The following is a 17,956-nucleotide window of genomic DNA, read 5'->3' as shown; positions in this document are numbered from 1 at the left end:
GAAAGCCCCCTGGGACAATCCGCCGCGCCGTATCTGCCAAACGCCGGGCATGCGTGCCCTGCGCCACCTGCCACAGGCGAGGAACCGCGCCCCGTGGCGAACGTCCAAGGCAATGCTGCGGTGCTTTCGCGGCGCCGTTATACTGCCGGCCATTCGTGCCCAACCCATGGAGAGATGAGCATGCTGCATCGCCTGTTGCTCAGCCTGATGACCGCAAGCGCCCTGGTTCTCGGCGGCTGCGCCCTGAGCCCGCAACAACTGGACCCGCAACCGGTCCTTAAAGGACCGTTGACCGCAGTCGGCCATGGCCAGCCGGTGGTGGTCAAGGTGGTCGATGGCCGTCCCGGCCCGTCCCTGGGCACTCGCGGCGGCCTCTACGCCGATACCAGCACCCTGACCGTCCGTAGCGAGGACGTGGTGCCCAAGCTCCAGGCCCAGGCCGAGACGGCCGTGCGCCTGCTCGGCTACACGCCTTCGGCCAACGCCTACAACGCGCCGCAACTGACCCTGACCCTGGCCGAGCTGAAGTACCAGTCGCCGAAGGACGGCGTCTACGTCACCCAGGCCGACATCACCGCGACCTTCCGCGCCGACGTGCAGAACAGCAGCCGGCGCTACACCGGTCGCTATGGCGCCTCGCTGAACCAGCGCTTCGGCATGGCGCCGAACCAGGCGACCAACAGCAAGCTGGTCAGCGAGGTGCTCAGCGACGCCCTGACCCGCGTGTTCAAGGACCCGACCATCGCTCAGACCCTCGGCCAGCAATGAGCCGGCGGTAACGAGAAAGCCCGGCGGATGCCGGGCTTTTTCATGCGCTCGGGAAACTCAGGCGGCCTGGTGGAACGGGTCCGGCTCGCCGATGCTGATGCGTTCGTCGGTCTCAGGCAGGTCGAGGTGTTCATGGCCGCAGGCGGTGCAGTACACCAGCCAGCGGTCGTCCTGGACATTGAAGGAAAGATCGACGATCACGGCCTCGATCTCGTCCAGGTGGTCGATCAGATAGTTATGTTCGTGGGGTGCGGTTTCCAGCATGACGACTCTCCTGTGTTGTCGTTTGCCTGGGTGGGGTTCTGTGACCGGAAAAGCACTTTCAGACTAGTCGGTCACTCTGGCGAGGCCGCGCCTTTTTTAGACGGATTGCTGCTAACCGCTGCGCTTCGTCGCGACAACCCGGGTGCCGCTGGCCGTCGCTCATGCATTCTGGATAGAATTCGACCAGTCCTTCCCCGCCGTCCCCGACGGTCCGTCCTGTCATCAGCTCACCCAAGGCGTTATTCGGTAGCCCCGGCGTGTGGTCCTGTTGCGGAGGTTATCGATGTCCTTGCAAGCCTTGTGGGCGCTGTTCCTCGCCCATCCCGCGCAGGCCGTGAACGGCCTTGCGCTGTTCTTCGGTGTCGCCGGCGCCTGGCTGCTGCTGGCCACCCGCGCACGCGAGCGTCGCGCCCTGGCGCGCTGGGCCGCGGAGGGCGAGGCGGGGGAGGCGGCATTGCCGATGGACGAGGCGACCCTGCGGATCAACCTGTTCTTCTACCGATTCGGCACCGCCTGCCTGGGCCTGGCGCTGCTGGTCAGCTGGGCCAGCACGCGGCTCTGAGAGCCCTGCCTCGGCGAGCCGAACCGCACGCGGATAAGCGTATCGCGGTTATCCGTCCATCGCCTGCGGGTTCGAAGCCGTTGCCCGATGGAGAAGCCCGGCGGCGCCGGGCTTTCGTCTTCAGGATTGCTGCTTGATCCGGTATTGGTTGAGCACCGGGTTGGCGTATTGCAGCACCAGCCAGGGGCGCTGCTCGGCCGGGCATTGCTCCAGGCGGCGGTTCCATTCCTTGCGCGCCTTCTCCAGCTCCTCGCTGCCGAACAGGCTCTCGGCCGTGGGGACGGCGAGGCCCGGGTCGCGGTTCTCGCTCATCTCGTAGGCCAGGTAGTGCACCGGGAACAGACGGTAGTTGCCGAGGATCTGCCGGTCCAGTTCGGCGGCCAGCTGCTTGGCGTCGCTGAACTCGCCCTCCAGCTCGGCGCCGAAGTTGATGTGCACGCGGCCCTTGTAGCCGGTGATGCCCAGGGCGATGCTGGCATCGTCCTCGCCCGGCGCCTTGCGGTACTCGCCGGTGCTGGCGCGGGTGTGCAACTCGCGGGCCTTGGCCAGGTCGCAGGGGTCGTATTCGTAGCTGATCGACACCGGGATGAAATGCAGGGCGCGCACCATTTCGGCGAAGGGTTCGTCCTTGCGGCTCATGTGGAACATCTTGAGGATCGCCGAGTCGGTACGGTCGTCGCCGTCCTTGGCCCGCCCTTCGGCCTGGGCGATCCACACCGACTGGCGGTCCTCGCGGATCGAGTGGTTGATGTAGGCGGAGAGCGTCTGGTAGGCGGCGAGCTTCTCGCGCCGGCCGCTCAGCGAACGGTGCACGATGAAGCTCTTGTTCAGGCGCATCAGGTCGCTGACGAAGGATTTCTGCAGCAGGTTGTCGCCGATGGCGATGCGCGGGGTCGGCAGGCCGGCGTGGTACACGGCGTAGTTGACGAAGGCCGGGTCCATCACGATATCGCGGTGGTTGGCGATGAACAGGTAGGCGCAGCCTGGCTTGAGGCGATTGACCCCGGAGTAGGTGACGCCATCGGTGGCCTTCTCGATGGTGTGGTCGACGTAGGGCTCGAACTTGTCCTGCAGCGTGGCGACGCTGCGGATGCCGGTGACCTCGCGGGCCAGGCGATGGGCTATAAGAGGTTTGAGCAGCCAACCGAGGGGACCGGCCAGGCGCGGGAAGCGGTAGCGGACCAGGGCGCCGAGGAAGGCGTCGTCGCTCAGGAGGCGTTGCAATACCGCGGGGACTTCGGCGTCACTGTAGGGTCGGATGGCTTCGAACTCGCCCATCATGCTTTCTGGTTCCATATGGATGCTGCGAAGGCCGCCCAAGGGGGTGGCCGAAAATTGAACCGCGCGATTATAAACGGAACTCATAGGGGGTGCAGCGATGCTCGAAAGCCAGGCCTATAGCTGCCCTTACTGCGGGGAACCGGCCGAGGCGCTGCTCGACCTGAGCGCCGGCGACCAGCAGTACTACGAGGACTGCCCGGTGTGCTGCCGGCCGATCCTGTTCGACCTGCGCACCGATGGGCAGGACTGGTCACTGAACGTCCGCCGGGAGGATGACTGATGCAGCGCGTATATGAGCCGGCCGACCTGCTGGAGGCCGAGATGCTGGTGGGAATGCTCGCCAGCGAAGGGATCGCCGCCCATGTCAGCGGCCGCCACCTGGTCGGCGCCATCGGCGAACTGCCGCCTGGCGGACTGCTGGCGTTGTTGGTGGCGGACGAGCAGACGGAGCGGGCGCGAGAACTGATCCTCGCCTACAACGCCGCCGCCCCGTTGGCCGAGGAGCCGCCGGAGCCCTGCGGCCCCGGCAGCCTGTTGTGTTGAGGCGGCCGCCGCTCAGTCGGCCGCCAGTTCGAAGACCTGCCAGCGCACCGAGCTGACGCCTTTCTCCAGGCTGACCCGGCTGACCAGGCGTTCCAGCTGCGCCGGAGCTTCGGGGGTGCCGAGCAGTTCGGCGCGGACTTCCAGCTTGGCCGGGTTGTCCAGATCCTCGCTGTGCAGCGATTGCAGGCGCAGGTCGCTGCTGCCGAGGCTGTGCAGCATCAGGCTGCGAACCTGGATCTCGTCCTCGGCGCGGCAGACGATCTGCACTTCGTAGCGTTGCTCGGCCTCGCTGGCCGGCAACACGTCCTGGCGGTTCAGGCGTTGGGCGATGTCGCGCAACAGGATGTTGGCGCAGAGCACCACCAGGCTGCCGAGCGTGGCCTCCAGCAGCAGGCCCATGCTGCACAGGACGCCGATGGCGGCGGTGCACCAGAGGGTGGCTGCGGTGTTCAGGCCGCGCACGTTGAGGCCGTCGCGCATGATCACGCCGCCGCCGAGGAAGCCGATCCCGGAGACTACATAGGCGGCGATCCGTGAAGCGTCGCCGGCCAGGCCGGGCACGCCCTGGGTCATCAGCACGAACAGGCAGGCGCCAGTGCTGACCAGCGCGTTGGTGCGCAGGCCGGTGAGGCGTTGGCGCAGCTGGCGTTCGGCGCCGATCAGGGCGCCCAGGGCCAGCGCGACCGCGACGCGCAGGAGAAATACTTTCCAATCCATGTTTCACCTCGTTGCCGGCCGACGGCCGGAGCTGGCGCGGGCCGTCGGTCCGCGCGGATAAGGGACGATGGATTGCGCAGGACCGCGGCTTCCCGCTGCGCGGTTGGCGCGAGGGAAGGGACACGAAGGGAAAATGGGGATGCGTCATCCCGGACGGGATGCGGATCGCCACTGTCCGCCATGTTCGGCGAGGCAGTGGCAGAGGGTTCTGCTGGACTAGCTCGCCGGATGGACCTGTCGCAATCGACTAGGGCTGTTGTCCAATGCAGGACTCCTGTGTGGGTTACAGAATGCGGGCGGCACCTTAAGCCTGGAGGATAGGCGCGTCAAGTTAAGATTGGGTTTCATTCAGCTTGCGTTCGGCAAGGCCAGTGTGGCGCTTCGGGTTACACTGTGCGGCTTTCCCTCACCAGGCAGTGCCAAGCATGAGTGGTCGTTACGCCCTGTTCCGCTGGAATCCGTCGCTGGCGGCCCTGCCGGGCTTTCCGGCGGATTGGCGGGCGCAGTGGAACATTTCTCCGGCGAACCAGGTGCTGATGGTTCGCGAGGACGCCGGTGCGCGCCGCGCCGACATGGCGCGCTGGGGGCTGACCCCGGCCTGGCTCACCGACCTGTCGCGTACGCCCAGCCACGCACGGGCGGAAACCCTCGCCGAGCAACCGATGTTCCGCGAGGCGTTCCAGCAGCGCCGCTGCCTGCTGCCGGCCAACGGCTTCTATGAATGGCGCGGGGTGCGCAAGCGTCCGTACTGGGTCTCCACCGGCGAGCGCCTGTTGTTCTTCGCCGGCATCTGGGAGGCCTATCCGGTGCATGGACAAACCTGGCTCAGCGTGGCCCAGGTATCCCAGGCGGCCGCCGAGTTCCGCCGGCCGCTGCTGCTCGACGAGGCCGAGCAGGATACCTGGCTGGCTCCGGACACGCCGCTGCCGGCGCTGATAAGCCTGCTCGCCAAGCCCCAGCCGAACCTGCGCAGCGTGGCCCTGGCCGGCTTCGTCAACAAGCCTGAAACCGACGGGCCGGAGTGCCTGACCCCGGCCTGACGCTAGACCCTGAACTGATTCACCAGGCGCCGCTGCTGCTCGGCCAGGCGGGTCAGCTCGGCGCTGGCCTGTGAGGCCTCGTCGGCGCCGCCGGCCACCTGGTTGGCGACCTGGCCGATGTTGGCGACGTTGCGGTTGATGTCCTCGGCCACCGCGCTCTGCTCCTCGGCGGCGCTGGCGATCTGGGTGTTCATGTCGTTGATCACCGATACCGCCTGGGTGATCGACTCCAGCGCCTCGGCCGCTTGGCGCGCATGGCGCACGCTGTCGTCGGTGCGCTCCTGGCTGTCCTGCATGACCTTCACCACGTCGCGGGTGCCCTGCTGCAACTGCTGGATCATGCTCTGGATTTCTTCGGTGGCCTGCTGGGTCTTCTGCGCCAGGTTGCGTACCTCGTCGGCCACCACCGCGAAACCGCGACCCTGCTCGCCGGCGCGGGCGGCCTCGATGGCGGCGTTGAGGGCGAGCAGGTTGGTCTGCTCGGCGATACCGCGGATCGCCACCAGGATCGCGTTGATGTTTTCGCTGTCCTTGGCCAGGTTCTGCACCACTCCGACCGCGCGGCCAATCTCGCTGGCCAGGGCCTGGATCGCCGCCGAGCTGCTTTCGACGATCTGCTTGCCCTGGTGCGCGGCCTGGTCCGCGTGGTTGGCTGCCTCGGCGGCGTGGGTGGCGTTGCGCGCCACGTCCTGGGCGGTGGCGGTCATCTCGTGGACCGCGGTGGCCACCAGTTCGATCTCCGCCAGTTGCTGCTGCACGCCCTGGTTGGTGCGGATGGCGATGTCGGCGGTGTGCTCCGAGGAGTCGCTGACCTTCTGCACCGATTGCACCACCTGGCCGATCATGTTCTGCAGTTTGCCAAGGAAGGTATTGAAGCCCTTGGCGATGGAGCCCAGCTCGTCGGCGCGCTCGCTGCTCAGGCGGCGGGTGAGGTCGCCTTCGCCCTGGGCGATGTCGTCGAGCATGCCGACCAATTGGCGCAGCGGCCGGGCGATGCCGTAGCCGACCAGCCAGACCACCAGCAGGCCGAGGGCCGCTACCACCAGGCCGGCCAGGCTCATGCCGAGGATATCCTGCTGGCGCTGGTCGCTCAGCTCGCCCTGGAGTTGCTGCAGTTCGCCGAATACCGCCGCCTGGGGAATCTGCAGCATGAGGGTCCAGCGCACGCCGCTGTCGGCGATGGTGAAAGGCAGGAACAGCTCGATGTGGCCGTGCTCGGCGTCGATGTCGTAGAGCGGCTGGTCGACCGTGAGGTTCTTCAGGTTGTCCACTTCGTTGCCGTCGAGGACGCTGCCGGCGGGCTCGCCGAGCTTGCTGTCGTCGCGGGTGTAGGCCACCAGGCGGCCGTTGCTGGCGATCAGCGCCATTTCCCCGGCGCCATCGTAGAGCTGCTGGTCGGCGCGCTTGAGCAGGTCCTGGATGAAGGCCAGCGAGAGGTCGGCACCGACTGCGCCGCGGAACTGGTCACCGACCATGATCGGCACGTTGAAGGACGACATCATCACGGTCTTGCCGCCCATTTCGTAAGGGGCCGGGTCGATGATGCAGGGACGCTTGTTCTCTTTCGGACAGGCATAGAACTCGTTCTCGCGCACCCCGGTGGGCAGCAGCTTTTCGCTATCGATGCTGTCGGCCATGGCCTCCACGATCGGCTTGCCGTCGGCGCCGCGATACCACCAGGGCAGGTAGCGGCCGTCCGGGCCGTAGCCCTTGCCGGGTTGCCCGGCGAAGGCGGCATCGGTATCGAAGGCATTGGGTTCCCAGGCCATGAAGGTGTCGAGCAGCTTGGGGTTGTTCTGCACGGTGCTGCGCAGCAGCGCGGAGATTTCGTCGCGGCTGGCGTTCAGCTGCGGCATGCCGTCGGCGCCCGGCTCGCCGAGCAGGCGGGTGCTGTTGGCCAGGCCGTGGACCACCGTCAGCGGATACTCCAGCTCGCGCTGGATCTGGCTGACCTGGGCGCGGGCCAGGGCCACCAGGCGCTCGTTGATGACCTTCTCCAACAGGCCCTGGGTGCGTTGCTGCACCAGCTCCTGCGTTCGCGCGCCGGCGAACAGGGCGTACAGCACCAGCACCACGACGACGCTTAGAACGCTGGCGCCGGCGAGGGCGGCGACAGAAAACTGGATCGACTTGAGCTTCATGATGGGACTTCTGACCCTTGTTGGAATTGTCTCTGAGGAGCTTATCGGCAGGAGGACGGCAAATCCTTAATCGGCCGTCGGAGATTTCCTCGCCAACGGCTGTTGCCGGCGTTCGAGGCGCGGCCTACCATGCGCTCGGCCTTCAGAGGAGAACAAAGGACCATGGCTCATCCCTTCCGATTCGCCACCCTCGCCGGCGCGCTGCTGCTCGCCGGTTGCCAGGCAGTGAACACCACCAGTGGCGGCGCCGTCGGCGTCGACCGCAAGCAATACATGTTCAGCATGTTGTCCAGCCAGGAAGTCGACCAGATGTACGCACAGTCGTACCAGAAGACTCTCGGCGAGGCGAAAAGCGCCGGCGTGCTCGATACCAGCAGCGCCGACGCGCGGCGAGTCAAGGCGATCGCCCAGCGGCTGATCCCGCAGACCGCCGCCTTCCGCCCGGACGCCACCGGCTGGAACTGGGAAGTCAATGTGGTGAAGAGCGACGAGCTCAATGCCAACTGCGGTCCCGGCGGCAAGATCATTTTCTACACCGGGCTGATCGACAAGCTGAAGCTCACCGACGACGAGATAGCCGCGGTGATGGGCCACGAGATCGCCCACGCCCTGCGCGAGCATGGGCGCGAGGCCATGTCCAAGGCCTACGGCGTGCAGGTGGCCAGCCAGATCGGCGCCCTGGCCGGCCTCGGCCAGGAAAGCCTGCAACTGGCCAATACCGGCGTCGACTACCTGATGACCCTGCCCAACAGTCGTGCCAACGAGAACGAAGCCGACCTGATCGGTCTCGAGCTGGCCGCCCGCGCCGGCTACAACCCGGAAGCGGCGATCACCCTCTGGCAGAAGATGGGCAGGGCCAGCGGCGGCGCCAGCCAGCCCGAGTTCACCAGCACCCACCCCTCCGACAGTTCGCGGATGGCCAATCTCCAGGCCGCGATTCCCAAGGTGATGCCGCTGTACCAGCAGGCCAGGCGCGGCAAGTGAGGCCAGGGCGCGCGGTCGCGGGGGGCGGCCGGCGCGCCGACAGGCTTACCATCGGAAACGCCTGTTGTGTATTTCCGTAACCTGCTGTTTGGTATCTCGCCGGTGTTCGGCCTAGACTGCTGGCCGACCCGCTTGCGGGACCCGTGGACGAACAGCCACTCTCACGCCCTGGAGCTCATGTGAAATACGCCGTACTCGGAGCCACCGGCCTGCTGGGACATCACGCCGCGCGCGCCATCAGGGCCGCCGGTCACGATCTGGTGCTGATCCACCGTCCTTCTTCGCAGATCCAGCGTCTCGCCTATCTGGAGCCCGAGTGCCGGGTCGCCGAGATGCTCGACCACGCCGGCCTGGAACGCGCCCTGCGCGGCCTCGACGGGGTGATCTTCAGCGCCGGCTACTATCCTTCGCGGCCGCGCCGCTGGCAGGAGGAAGTGGCCAGCGCGCTGGGCCAGACCAACCCGTTCTATGCCGCCTGCCTGCAGGCCAGGGTGCCGCGCATCCTCTATGTCGGTTCGGCATATGCCATGCCCCGCCATCCCCAGGGACTACCGGGCCACGAAGGGTTGTTCTACGACAGCCTGCCGAGCGGCAAGAGTTCCTACGTGCTGTGCAAATGGGCGCTCGACGAGCAGGCCCGGGAGCAGGCGCGCAACGGCCTGCCGGTGGTGATCGGGATTCCCGGCATGGTACTCGGCGAACTGGACATCGGCCCGACTACCGGGCGCGTGATCACCGCCATCGGCAATGGCGAGATGACCCACTACGTCGCCGGCCAGCGTAACGTCATCGATGCCGCCGAAGCCGGGCGCGGACTGCTGATGGCCCTTGAGCGCGGGCGTATCGGCGAGCGCTACCTGCTGACCGGGCACAACCTGGAAATGGCCGACCTGACCCGGCGCATCGCCGAGCTGCTCGGCCAGCCTGCGCCGCAGCCGATGTCGATGGCCATGGCTCGCGCGCTGGCCACCCTGGGCCGCTTGCGCTACCGGGTCAGCGGCCAGTTGCCGCTGCTCGACGAAACCGCCATCGAGGTGATGGCTGGCGGGCAGTTCCTCGATGGACGCAAGGCCCGCGAGGAACTCGGCTTCTTCTCCACCACCGCCCTCGACGACACCCTGCTGCGCGCCATCGACTGGTTCCGCGACAACGGCTATTTCAATGCCTAGGACGGTTGGCTAGGGCAGCGTTTTTTCCGCGAAGGGTCGGGTCTGCAGTCCCAGCTGGGCGCGAAAGCTCTCCATGTCGAACATGGTGCACAGCTCCTGCAACTGGCCCTGCGGGTTGAACACCCAGAAGCCCATCGCGGAAATGCTCAGCACCTTGTCGCTGGCCGGATAGCCCAGGGTCGGCCGGACGATGGTGCCGATCAGCGTGCTCCAGGTGAACACCTTGCGTTCCTCGCCGATGCAGTCTTCGACCACGACCTCCAGGTCCGGCATCGCCGTGCGGATGTCCTGCAGCAGGCGGATATAGCCGGCGGTATCCAGGGGACGGCCGATGAACGAGCTTTTGTAGAGGAAATCCTTGCTGTGCAACTGCTCCACCAACGCCATGCGGCCCTTGTTCCAGGACAGCTCGATGTGATGGCGGGCGAGTCGTTTCAGGTCGTGTGAGGGCATCTCCGGCTCTCGAGGGCGAGTGGTGGGGCAGGCATCCGGTGCCTGCCTGAACTGTAGCCGTTCCCATGCATTTTGCATTGGCCGCCCAGCCATCCCGGGCCCGGCGGCGCAGTCCTTCAGAGCCAGCCGGTCAATTGCGCGGCGTGCCAGGCGGCGTACAGGCCAAGTGCGGCGAAGGCGGCCGCGGCCAGGCGGCGGATCAGGGTCAGCGGCAGCTTGTCGGCGGCCAGGTTGCCGATCAGTACCACCGGTACGTTGGCGATCAGCATGCCCAGGGTGGTGCCGATCACCACCAGCCAGAAATGCGGATACTGGGCGGCCAGCATGACCGTGGCGACCTGGGTCTTGTCGCCCATCTCGGCGAGGAAGAACGCGATCAGGGTGGTGAGGAAGGGGCCGTATTTCTTCAGTCCGGACTCTTCGTCGTCGAGCTTGTCCGGTACCAGCGTCCACAGGGCGACGGCGATGAAGGAGGCGGCGAGGATCCAACTGAGGGTGGCTTCCGAGAAGAAGCTGGCGACCCAGGCGCCCACCGCGCCGGCAGCGAAATGGTTGGCCAGGGTGGCGGCGACGATGCCGGCGATGATCGGCCACGGCTTGCGGAAACGCGCCGCGAGCAGGAGTGCCAGCAACTGGGTCTTGTCGCCGATTTCCGCGAGGGCAACGATGAGGGTAGGGACGAACAGCGATTCCATCAGGCTTCCTAAGGGGCGGGTCGACCAATCACCATGACACGCGCCATCTGCCCGCCCCGGGTCAGATCGTGCGTGTCATAGGTCTTGTCAAACCCTTGGCCTGTCTGGGCAGGCTTGGGTCGCGCGCGCCATGGTCTGCGGACCAAGTGTGTTGACGCGTGCCGGGCGAGGCCGGTGCGGCGCTCGCGGGAGACTACTCCCCTAGGACGGGGCGCATTCTGCCCAAGCCGGGCGGCTTGGGCAAGCCCGGGACGGAAACTTTCGTCCGGGAGGGCGGCGAGGGAGCCTGATCGCAAGGAAACGTGCCGGCATCCGCAGCGATCCGCGAGGAATCGCTGGGCGGCAGGGTGAGTCAGGTATTGGTCGGGCTGACGTCCATTTCGTGGTAGCGAACGAAGCGTGCGCGCTTCTTCCAGCGGTATCCCAGCCAGATCGCCAGGAACAGCGGCAGGCTGATATAGGTGGCGAGGAGGCCGATCCAGTCGATGCGCTCGCCCACCAGCGCCTGGTAGTTCTGCCCGAGGGTGATGACCATGCACAGGGCGAAGGCGAACAGCGGCCCGAAGGGGAACAGCTTGGCCCGGTAGGGCAGGTCTTCCAGGCGGCCGCCCTGGGCCAGGTAACCCTTGCGGAAGCGATAGTGGGAGATGGCGATGCCCAGCCAGGCGATGAAGCCGCACATGCCCGAGGTGTTCAGCAGCCATGTGTAGACGGTGCTGTCGCCGAAGGCCGAAGTGAGGAAGCACAGGGCGCCGACCAGGGTAGTGGCGTACAGCGCGTTGCGTGGCACGCCGCTGCGCGAGACGCGGGAGAACAGGCGCGGTGCCTTGCCCTCGAGGGCGAGGTTGTAGAGCATCCGGGTCGAGGCGTACATGCCGGAGTTGCCGGCGGAGAGGATCGCCGAGAGGATCACCGCGTTCATCACCCCGGCCGCCGCGGCGAAGCCGGCGCGCTCGAAGAGCAGGGTGAAGGGCGACACGCTGATGTCGCTGGCATCGTTCTTCAGCAGGTTCGGGTCGGTGTAGGGAATCAGCATGCCGATCACGAAGATCGCCAGGATGTAGAACATCAGGATGCGCCAGAACACCTGGCGAATGGCGATCGGGATGTTCTTCCGCGGATTTTCCGATTCACCGGCGGCGATGCCGATCAGTTCGGTGCCCTGGAACGAGAAGCCGGCGATCATCGCCACCCCGACCATCGCCTGGAAGCCGCCGACGAAGGGCGCGTCGCCCATGGTGAAGTTGCTGAAGCCGGGCGACTCTACGCCATGCATGATGCCGAAGATGGTCGCCAGGCCGACGCCGATGAAGATCACCACCGTGACTACCTTGATCAGGGCGAACCAGAATTCGCTCTCGCCGAAGCCGCGCGCGGAAATCACGTTGAGGCCGAACATGATGCCCAGGAAGATCGCGCTCCAGTAGATGCCCGGCACCTCGGGGAACCAGAAACTCATCACCAGTTGCGCTGCCACCAGCTCCGCGGCGATGGTCACCGCCCAGTTGTACCAGTAGTTCCAGCCGAGGGCGAAACCGAAGCCATCTTCGACGAACCGGCTGCCATAGGTGCAGAACGAGCCGGAAACGGGCATGTAGGCGGCCATCTCGCCGAGACTGGTCATGAGGAAGTACACCATCAGCCCGATCAGTGCGTAGGAAAGCAGCGCACCGCCGGGCCCGGCGGTGGCCACTGTGGCCCCGGAGGCGACGAACAGCCCGGTGCCGATGGAGCCGCCGATGGCGATCATGTTCAGGTGGCGCGGCTTGAGCACCCGCCGCAATTGCTGGCCCTGGCTGGCGTTCAGGTCAGTCATCGGCGGCCTCCCGGCGGGTGGCCACGGAAGGGTCTGGCTGCGGGCGTGCGGGCAGGGAGAGGAAAAGCTTCATTCACAGGGTTCCAGGCAGAAATCAGGAGCGACGGGCGGAGTAGATGCGGAAACCGTCGCCTTCGGCGAGTGTCCGGCAGGGGCCGAGGTGGCGTTCGATCAATGGCGGGTACTTCAGGAAGCTGTTGGCGACCAGGCGCAGTTCGCCGCCCGGCGCCAGGTGCTCGGCGGCGCGTTGCAGCAGGCGCTCGGAGGCCTGGTAGTCGGTGTGCACGCCCTGGTGGAAGGGCGGGTTGCTGACGATCGCGGCGAGTTCGCGCGGCGCGCCGTCGATGCCGTCGGCGGCGATCACTTCGCCGTCCAGGCCGTTGGCGGCGAGGGTCAGTCGGCTGCTCTCGACAGCGAAGGCGTCGACGTCGAGCAGGCTCAGGCGACTGGCGGGGTAGCGACGCTTGAGGACCGCCCCGAGTACCCCGGCACCGCAGCCGAAGTCCAGCAGATGGCCGCCGGGCAGGGCTTGCAGTTGCCCCAGCAGCAGCGCGCTGCCGCGATCCAGGCGGCCATGGCTGAACACCCCCGGCAGGCTCACCACCTGCAGCTCGCCATCGGCCAGCGGCAGGCTGTAGCGCTGGGCCAGGGCGTGCAGGTCGGGCTCGGCCGGCGCCTGTTCGATACGCACCTGCCAGAGCTGGCAATGCCGCGCGCTATCCAGTTTGCGGGGCTTGCCGTAGGCGGCCAACTGCTTGCTCGCGCGCTCGATCCCGCCGCGCTTTTCGCCGACCAGGAAGAGTTCGCCGCCGGGCAGGCGGGCGGCCAGGCTGGCCAGCAGGTAGTCGGTCAGTTCGCGGGACTTGGGCAGGAACAGAACGGCCGAAGTCCAGGCGCCGGTCGGCGCGCGCGTGTCGAAACGGCTACGGTCGGGGAAGCGGGCGTCCAACTGCGCCTGCTCGCCGGCGTGCCAGCTCCAGCCCTGGGCCTGCGGTAGCTCGGCGAGCAGGTCGTCGGCGGGCAGGCCGGCCAGCAGCAGCGGGGTCGCGAAGAGGTGGCGCTGGCGCAGCAGCACTTCACTGCGAGGGTCCATGCGGGCTCCGGAAAAAATGGGAAATCTTAACAGGCTTGGGCCTGGCATACCCGCATGGATTGTCGGCGAGGATCGCCGTTCATCCGTGCGCGGTGCCCGCAGCGCCGTCTCAGCCGGCGTTGACTACCCGCAGGGCGCGCCCGGCCTTCCATGCCTCTGCGTTTTCCGCCAGTTGGCCGACGATGCGCTGCCGCGCCTCGCGACTGCCCCAGGCGTTATGGGGGGTGACGATCAGGCGCGGGATGTCGGGGGCCAGCAGCGGATTGCCGTTTCTCGGCGGTTCGACGCTGAGCACGTCGGTAGCGGCGCCGCCCAGGTGGCCGCCGCGCAGGGCGTCGGCCAGCGCCTGTTCGTCGACCAGGCCGCCACGGGCAGTATTGACCAGGAAGGCGCCAGGCTTCATCAGCGCCAGTTCGGCGGCGCCGAGCATCCCGCGGGTGTCCTCGGTCAGCGGGCAGTGCAGGGTCAGGGCGTCGACCCGTGGCAGGAGTTCGCCAAGCGGCAGGCGGTCCGCCCGGGCAGGCCGTCCTGGCAACTGACCGAGCAGCACGCGCATGCCGAACGCCTCCGCCAGCCGCGCCACCGCCCCGCCCAGTTCGCCATGGCCGAGCAGGCCGAGGGTCTTGCCTTCCAGTTCGACGATGGGGAAGTCCAGCAGGCAGAACTGGCTGGATTGCTGCCAGCGACCGCCGCGTACCGCCTGCTGGTAGTCCGGCAGGCGCGTAGCCAAGGCCAGCAGCAGCGCGAGGGTGTGCTGGGCTACCGAGGGCGTGCCGTAGCCATGGCAGTTGGCGACGACGATACCGCGCTCGCGAGCGGCAGCGAGATCGATGTTGTTGGTGCCGGTAGCGCTGACCAGGATCAATTCCAGCTCTGGGCAGGCGGCGATGCATTGCGCGTCGATCGGCGCCTTGTTGCTGATCGCGACCCGCGCACCGTGCAGCCGCGCGGCGACTTCCTGCGGCTGGCTGGCGGCATGCAGTTGCAGCTCGTCGAAGGCGGCGTGCAGGGGGCGCATGTCCAGATCGCCGAGGTCGAGGGAGGCATGGTCGAGGAAAACGGCGCGCAGGGCATGGCTCATGGACGGTTCCTTGGCGGCAGCGGATGGGGGCTGCCTAGCCTAGCAAACCCGCGTGCCAGGGAGGTCTTCCGGTTTTCTTGACAGTGATTATCCAGAAAGTATTGTCGGTTTTTTGACGGTATTACATATTTAACATCTGTAGTGTCATTTTTGAGTCACTCCGACGAACGGTCGCCCTTTCAAGTGGACAATTTTTGATCTGAAAGGCATTTTTTTGGCACACAAGGCGCAATGTGAATTGCTTCTCAGATTTTCGTCATTTAACTGACGAAATGCAGTGCTGGAAAACTGACGTGCGCCACGCAGATAGGGAGATTTTCATGGTCCGTCCGGATAGCCAGCGCGGCAAGCGCACCTCTTCGAAAGCTGGTAGGGAAGGGCGTTTCGTCTTTGCCGCCAGCAGCACCCTCATGTTCGCCATCGCCAGCATCAACGCGGCCATGGCGGCACCTACCGGTGCCCAGTTCAACCCCAACGAGATCAAGATCAGCCAGCAGGGCAAGACCACGCTGATCGACCAGAGCACCCAGCGCGCGATCATCAACTGGAAGGGCTTCGACGTCTCCGCCGACGAGGCGGTGCGCTTCAACCAGCCCGGCGTGACCTCGTCGACCCTGAACCGGGTCACCGCAGGCCAGGAAAGTGTGATCGCCGGGCGCATCTCCGCGCCCGGCCAGGTGATCATCTACAACTCCAACGGCGTGGTATTCAGCGGCTCGGCCAAGGTCGACGTGGGCTCCCTGATCACCACCACGGCGAACATCAGCGACGAACACTTCCGCCAGGGCAAGCTGATCTTCGACCAGCCCGGAAACCCCGACGCGCGGATCGTCAACGACGGCAGCATCAGCGTCGCGGAGAAAGGCCTGGCGGCCTTCGTCGCGCCGTCCGTGGCCAACAACGGCGTGATCAACGCCCGTCTCGGCACCGTGGCGATGGCCGCCGGCAACGCCGCGACCATCGACCTCTACGGCGATGGCCTGGTGTCCATCGCCGTGACCGACCCGGTTACCCGCAAGCCGCAGGATGCCCAGGCGCTGGTCAGCAACGGCGGCGCGATCCAGGCCGACGGCGGTAGCGTGCTGATCACCGCCGAGCAGGCTTCCCGGGTGGTCGACAACGCGGTCAACCTGTCCGGCGTGATCCTCGCCCGCGGCACCGAGGTGCGCGAGGGCAGCGTGGCGCTGGTAAGCAAGTCCGGGGACATCCAGGTCGCCGGCAAGATCGACGTCAGCGGTCCGAAGAGCGGCGGCGACGTGCTGGTCAGCGGGCAGCAGGTGGCCCTGGCGAGCACCGCCAGCATCGACGCCCGCGGCGCCGCACAGGGCGGCAGCGTGCGCATCGGCGGCGACTTCCAGGGCCGCGGCGAGCTGCCACGGGCGAAGAACGCTACGCTGGCCAAGGGCGCCAGCATCGACGTCTCGGCTACCGGCAAGGGCAATGGCGGCCTGGCGGTGGTCTGGTCCGACGGCAATACCCGCATGGACGGGCGGATCCTCGCGCGCGGCGGCGCCCAGGGCGGCAACGGAGGCCTGGTGGAGACCTCCGGCAAGGTCAACCTGAGCATCGCCGACAGCGCCTACGTCAGCGTCGCCGCACCCTACGGCAACGGTGGCACCTGGCTGCTCGACCCGACCACCCTGCGCATCGTCGCATCCGGCGGCACCTCCGGCTCGGTGGGGGGCGCCAACGGCGCCAGCGGCGACGCGACGGTGAATGCCTCGGTGGTTACCGGTGCGCTGGCAGGCGGCAAGGTGACCCTCAGCGCCAGCGACCGGCTGTCGGTGGAAGCGCCGCTGATCACCAGCAACCTGGGCGGCGCCAGTCGCGGCCTGGAGCTGATCGCCACCGGACCTACCGGTGCGGTGGATATCTCTGCGCCGATCCTGTTCCGCAACGGCAGCCTGGCAATCCGCGCCGGCGGCAACATCAGCTTCCTCAGCGGCGGCACGCCGCAGACCAGCGGCATCGTCGACCTGGGCAGCGGCACCCTGTGGATGCAGACCAGCACCGCCGGCAAGATCAGCCAGCAGGCCGGTACCGCATTGATCGCCGCCAACCTCGCCGGCCGCGCCGGTAGCATCGACCTGGCTTCCTGGGACAACTACGCCGGCAACCTGGCGCTGCAGACCTTCAACGGTACGCTCAAGTACCGGCAGAGCAACGCCACCGGCTTGACCACGAGCGGCACGGTGTTCGATCCGTTCATCAACCAGAGCATGACCGGCACCGCGCAGAACATCGTCTCCAGCGTCGGCACGCGGATTCTCGAGGCCAACAGCGTCGGCACCACCGGCAACTACACGCTGACTGCCGACGGCAACAGCGAGTTCGACCGCCTGGTGTTCACCGCGCTGCCCTATCGGCGGGTCAGCGGTTCCGCCAGTTTCCCGACCAACGACTCGTCGGACTACCTGGTGACCAACCTGCGCTACCAGGTCAACGGCAGCAACGTCACCGCCACCCCGAACGGCGGTGCGCCCAGCGGGTTCACCGTCGCCGCCGGCAACGGCAGCGTCACCACCTGGACCGGAAACTGGGGCACCAGTTGGGGCGTCAAGGGCTTCGGCGGCGTGATCGGCGTGACCGACGAGCTGCAGTACGACGTCGGCACCGGCCTGACCGAGGAACTGATCTTCGGCCTCGGCGGCAAGACCAGCCGCGTCGATACCCGCCTGGACCTGTTCATGCGCGAGGGAGCGTTCAACAGCTTCGCCGAGCGCGCCCAGGTGGAGATGTTCAAGACCACCACCACTGCTGGCGACATCCTTTCCCGCCAGCAGACCGCCACCCTGACCGCCAATGACGCTACCCGCGTCTACGGTGATGTGAATCCGACTCTGACGGCCACGATGTCCGGCATCAACGCCATCGACGCCTACGTCAACAGTCAGTTCAACGACCTCTACCAGGCGACCGCCAGCACCACGGCGACCCAGGCGTCGAATGTCGGGCAGTACGCGATCACCGGTAACGCCAATGGCAGCGAGTATTTCAGCCAGCGTTACCAACTGGTGCGCCAGGACGGCAAGCTGACCGTCACGCCGGCGCAATTGATCGTCAGCGCCGACGCCAAGACCAAGGTCTATGGCGACGCCGATCCGACCCTCACCTACCAGGTCAGTGGCCTGAAGAACAGCGATACCGCCGCTGGCGTGCTGAGCGGCAACCTCGGCCGGGTGGCCGGGGAGAACGTCGGCAACTACGGGATACTCCAGGGCGGGCTGGGCCTCAACACGGCCAATTACACCCTCAGCTACGTCGGCAACGACCTGCGCATCACCCCGGCACAACTGAACGTGATCGCCGATGCCAAGACCAAGGTCTACGGCGACCTGGATCCGGCGCT

The 17,956-nt window shown here is 66.8% G+C and carries 16 protein-coding genes, 1 pseudogene and 1 riboswitch; of the genes and pseudogenes, 8 read left to right on the top strand and 9 right to left on the bottom strand.

The window, feature by feature from the left end; genetic code table 11:
- The first annotated feature begins 180 nt into the window (after positions 1 to 180).
- Positions 181 to 768 (top strand): YajG family lipoprotein, encoded by a 588-nt coding sequence (locus tag LJF27_RS14510; RefSeq protein WP_003094953.1) that lies wholly within the window; start codon positions 181 to 183, stop codon positions 766 to 768.
- Positions 769 to 825: 57 nt separating this feature from the next.
- On the opposite strand, the gene LJF27_RS30445 is transcribed toward LJF27_RS14510, so the two are convergent.
- Complete coding sequence (locus LJF27_RS30445) at positions 826 to 1,032, bottom strand: hypothetical protein (protein WP_003094951.1); 207 nt, start codon at positions 1,030 to 1,032, stop codon at positions 826 to 828.
- A 283-nt stretch (positions 1,033 to 1,315) separates the two neighbouring features.
- On the opposite strand from LJF27_RS30445, the gene LJF27_RS14500 reads away from it, so the two are divergent.
- The gene (locus LJF27_RS14500; RefSeq protein ID WP_003114705.1) at positions 1,316 to 1,594 is read left to right on the top strand and encodes a hypothetical protein; all 279 of its coding nucleotides are present in this window, start codon (positions 1,316 to 1,318) and stop codon (positions 1,592 to 1,594) included.
- Positions 1,595 to 1,714: 120 nt separating this feature from the next.
- On the opposite strand, the gene LJF27_RS14495 is transcribed toward LJF27_RS14500, so the two are convergent.
- A complete protein-coding gene (locus tag LJF27_RS14495; RefSeq protein ID WP_003099351.1) occupies positions 1,715 to 2,875 on the bottom strand; it encodes a 1-acyl-sn-glycerol-3-phosphate acyltransferase in 1,161 nt (386 codons plus the stop codon).
- 97 nt (positions 2,876 to 2,972) lie between these two features.
- Between LJF27_RS14495 and LJF27_RS14490 the strand changes: the two genes are divergently transcribed.
- Entirely contained in the window at positions 2,973 to 3,155 is a 183-nt protein-coding gene (locus LJF27_RS14490; protein WP_003094945.1) for a CPXCG motif-containing cysteine-rich protein, read from the top strand.
- The gene (locus LJF27_RS14485) at positions 3,155 to 3,418 is read left to right on the top strand and encodes a putative signal transducing protein (RefSeq protein ID WP_003094943.1); all 264 of its coding nucleotides are present in this window, start codon (positions 3,155 to 3,157) and stop codon (positions 3,416 to 3,418) included. The genes LJF27_RS14490 and LJF27_RS14485 overlap by 1 nt, the downstream gene beginning before the upstream one ends.
- A 12-nt stretch (positions 3,419 to 3,430) precedes the next feature.
- Here LJF27_RS14485 and LJF27_RS14480 read toward each other — a convergent pair whose 3' ends face one another.
- The gene (locus LJF27_RS14480) at positions 3,431 to 4,135 is read right to left on the bottom strand and encodes an MgtC/SapB family protein (protein ID WP_003457052.1); all 705 of its coding nucleotides are present in this window, start codon (positions 4,133 to 4,135) and stop codon (positions 3,431 to 3,433) included.
- Positions 4,136 to 4,560: 425 nt separating this feature from the next.
- On the opposite strand from LJF27_RS14480, the gene LJF27_RS14475 reads away from it, so the two are divergent.
- Entirely contained in the window at positions 4,561 to 5,175 is a 615-nt protein-coding gene (locus LJF27_RS14475; RefSeq protein WP_003123419.1) for an SOS response-associated peptidase, read from the top strand.
- Between the two features lie 2 nt (positions 5,176 to 5,177).
- Here the strand turns inward: LJF27_RS14475 and LJF27_RS14470 are convergent, their stop codons facing one another.
- Positions 5,178 to 7,316: a methyl-accepting chemotaxis protein gene (locus LJF27_RS14470; RefSeq protein WP_003099358.1), complete on the bottom strand. Its 2,139-nt coding sequence runs from the start codon at positions 7,314 to 7,316 to the stop codon at positions 5,178 to 5,180.
- 162 nt (positions 7,317 to 7,478) lie between these two features.
- Between LJF27_RS14470 and LJF27_RS14465 the strand changes: the two genes are divergently transcribed.
- Together LJF27_RS14465 and LJF27_RS14460 are read left to right on the top strand one after the other, a co-directional pair.
- Complete coding sequence (locus LJF27_RS14465) at positions 7,479 to 8,300, top strand: M48 family metallopeptidase (protein WP_003099360.1); 822 nt, start codon at positions 7,479 to 7,481, stop codon at positions 8,298 to 8,300.
- Between the two features lie 143 nt (positions 8,301 to 8,443).
- Positions 8,444 to 9,469, top strand: a complete 1,026-nt coding sequence (locus tag LJF27_RS14460) for an NAD-dependent epimerase/dehydratase family protein (RefSeq protein ID WP_003121034.1) — start codon at positions 8,444 to 8,446, stop codon at positions 9,467 to 9,469.
- A 9-nt stretch (positions 9,470 to 9,478) separates the two neighbouring features.
- Here the strand turns inward: LJF27_RS14460 and LJF27_RS14455 are convergent, their stop codons facing one another.
- The 5 genes from LJF27_RS14455 to LJF27_RS14435 all read right to left on the bottom strand — a co-directional run bounded on the left by LJF27_RS14455 (position 9,479) and on the right by LJF27_RS14435 (position 14,607).
- Positions 9,479 to 9,922, bottom strand: coding sequence for a nuclear transport factor 2 family protein (locus LJF27_RS14455; RefSeq protein WP_003114708.1), 444 nt, complete (start codon positions 9,920 to 9,922; stop codon positions 9,479 to 9,481).
- Positions 9,923 to 10,038: 116 nt separating this feature from the next.
- Entirely contained in the window at positions 10,039 to 10,617 is a 579-nt protein-coding gene (locus tag LJF27_RS14450; RefSeq protein WP_003094926.1) for a TMEM165/GDT1 family protein, read from the bottom strand.
- Between the two features lie 90 nt (positions 10,618 to 10,707).
- A riboswitch (yybP-ykoY riboswitch) is annotated at positions 10,708 to 10,831 on the bottom strand.
- A gap of 138 nt (positions 10,832 to 10,969) precedes the next feature.
- Entirely contained in the window at positions 10,970 to 12,433 is a 1,464-nt protein-coding gene (locus LJF27_RS14445) for an amino acid permease (protein WP_003094922.1), read from the bottom strand.
- A 94-nt stretch (positions 12,434 to 12,527) separates the two neighbouring features.
- A complete protein-coding gene (locus LJF27_RS14440) occupies positions 12,528 to 13,526 on the bottom strand; it encodes a class I SAM-dependent methyltransferase (RefSeq protein ID WP_003117439.1) in 999 nt (332 codons plus the stop codon).
- Positions 13,527 to 13,635: 109 nt separating this feature from the next.
- Positions 13,636 to 14,607 (bottom strand): 2-hydroxyacid dehydrogenase, encoded by a 972-nt coding sequence (locus LJF27_RS14435; protein ID WP_003146034.1) that lies wholly within the window; start codon positions 14,605 to 14,607, stop codon positions 13,636 to 13,638.
- A 320-nt stretch (positions 14,608 to 14,927) separates the two neighbouring features.
- Here LJF27_RS14435 and cdrA point away from each other — a divergent pair.
- Positions 14,928 to 17,956, top strand: a pseudogene (gene cdrA / locus LJF27_RS14430) (two-partner secretion system adhesin CdrA); the annotation flags it as partial.

It is taken from the genome of Pseudomonas sp. 203-8, assembly GCF_020708595.1.
In the GTDB taxonomy this organism is placed as follows: domain Bacteria; phylum Pseudomonadota; class Gammaproteobacteria; order Pseudomonadales; family Pseudomonadaceae; genus Pseudomonas; species Pseudomonas aeruginosa.
This window is presented reverse-complemented; position numbering and strand designations above follow the sequence as displayed.